This window comes from Nocardioides sp., from assembly GCF_050699375.1.
Lineage (GTDB): Bacteria > Actinomycetota > Actinomycetes > Propionibacteriales > Nocardioidaceae > Nocardioides.
Genome location: NZ_JBOHDN010000342.1, coordinates 1 through 1,854, shown reverse-complemented (window position 1 = coordinate 1,854; position 1,854 = coordinate 1). Strand labels below are relative to the sequence as shown.

Here is a 1,854-nt window from a genome sequence, read left to right as displayed (position 1 = left end):
GTCCGAACGTGGTTCGGACAGGCCTCCCCAGGGTCGTGGGGCGTCAGCGAGCGAGCGTGTGGAGCAGGCCGGTGACTGCGGCCATCGCGGCGTCGGCGTCCTGGGCGCGGATGGCGTCGAATACCGCGGCGTGCTCGTCGGCGAGCTCGTCCGTCTCGTCATCGAGGTGGATCATCGTGCGCAAGGTGCCCTCGAAACCGGCGTAGAGCTCGATGAGGAGCGGGTTGTGGGTCGCGGTGACCACGCCGAGGTGGAACTCCGTGTCGGCGTCGGCGAAGGCATCGGCGTCCCTGGCTGCGACGGCTGCTGCGCGTCGCTCCATGAGAGCGGTCAGCGCTTGTAGGTCGTCCTCGGAGCGCCGTTCGGCGGCCAGGGCTGCGGCCTGGGTCTCGATCGCGTGGCGGACCTCGAGGACGTGCTGCAGCCCGACCCGATCGAGCTGACGCCGCATCATCGCCGCCACCTCGTTGGAGGCCGCGGCGTACGTGCCGTCCCCGCGTCGCACCTCCAGCACGCCGGTGTGGGCCAGCGCCCGTACGGCCTCGCGCACCGTGTTGCGGCTGACGCCGAGCGCCGTGGCGAGCTCGGGCTCCGGCGGGATGCGGGTGCCGACGGCCCATTCGCCGTCGGCGAGCAGCTCACGCATGCCGTCGATCGCCTGGTCGACCAGGGAGCGAGGCGTGGTGGTGGAGAGCGGCACCGTGCCGTCCTTTCGTCCAATCATCCGATGTCTGGCATCCTAAGGGGTGTGACCGCCCGACTCCAGACCCGCCCCGAGTCCCTGCCGTCGCGCACAGCCGTACGGTCGACTGCGTGGCTGCTGGTCGCGGTCCTGCTGGTGGCGGCGAACCTGCGCGGAGGCATCACGTCCCTCGGAGCGCTGCTCGACGGGCTCGACGGGCTCTCGGCCGGTACCCGGGCCTTCCTGACGTCGCTGCCGGTGCTGTGTTTCGCGGTCGTCGGCGCGACGGGGATGACGCTCGCGCGCCGCCTCGGCGTGCATCGTGGCATCGGGGTAGCGCTCGGCCTTCTGGTGGCCGGGCTGCTGGTCCGAGTGCTCGGTGACCCCTGGCTGCTGCTCGTCGGCACCTTCGTCGCGTGTGCCGGCATCGCCCTCGCCAACGTGCTGCTTCCCGCCGTGGTCAAGGAAGGCTTTCCCAACCGGGTCGGCGCGGTCACCGGTGCCTACAGCGCGGTGATGTCGCTGGGCGCGGCGATCGCTGCCGGGGTCACGGTGCCGATCGCCCACGCGGCCGGAAGCTGGCGGATCGGTCTCGGCGTCTGGGCGCTGCTCGCCGTCCTGGCACTGCTGGCGTGGGTGCCGCACCTGCGCGACCGCGACCTGACCCGCGGTAACGGTGCTCGGGTGTCGCTGTGGCGTGAGCCGGTGGCCTGGGCCGTGACGCTCCTCTTCGGCACCCAGTCCTTGTTCGCGTACGTCGTGATGAGCTGGCTGCCGAGCATCTACGCCGACGCCGGGTTCGGTCACGCGACCGCAGGGCTGCTGCTCGCGGTGAGCATCCTGGTCGGCGTACCCGTCTACTTCCTCGTGCCGACGCTCGCGATCCGGGCATCATCGCAGGGCCACCTGATCGCGGTCCTGACAGTACTGCTGGCGATCGGGTTCACCGGCCTCTGGCTCGCACCCGTCGCCGGCGCCTGGATCTGGGCGGTGCTGGTCGGCGTCGGCGGCGCGGTCTTCCCGGTGACCCTGACCCTGTTCAGCATCCGCACCGCGACGACCTCCGGCACCACCGCGCTGTCCTCGATGGCCCAGAGCATCGGCTACCTGTTCGCGGCCGGCGGCCCGTTCGTCGTCGGGCTGCTGCGCGAGTCCACCGGCGCGTGGTCGGT

The 1,854-nt window shown here is 71.6% G+C and carries 2 protein-coding genes; one reads left to right on the top strand and one right to left on the bottom strand.

All coding sequences use genetic code 11. From position 1 onward, the window contains the following. Positions 1–43: 43 nt before the first annotated feature. Positions 44–724, bottom strand: coding sequence for a FadR/GntR family transcriptional regulator (locus ACRDPS_RS23230; RefSeq protein ID WP_431504036.1), 681 nt, complete (start codon positions 722–724; stop codon positions 44–46). Between the two features lie 24 nt (positions 725–748). Here ACRDPS_RS23230 and ACRDPS_RS23225 point away from each other — a divergent pair. Continuing rightward, a partial coding sequence (locus tag ACRDPS_RS23225) for an MFS transporter (RefSeq protein WP_431504035.1) occupies positions 749–1,854 on the top strand: 1,106 nt, incomplete at its 3' end.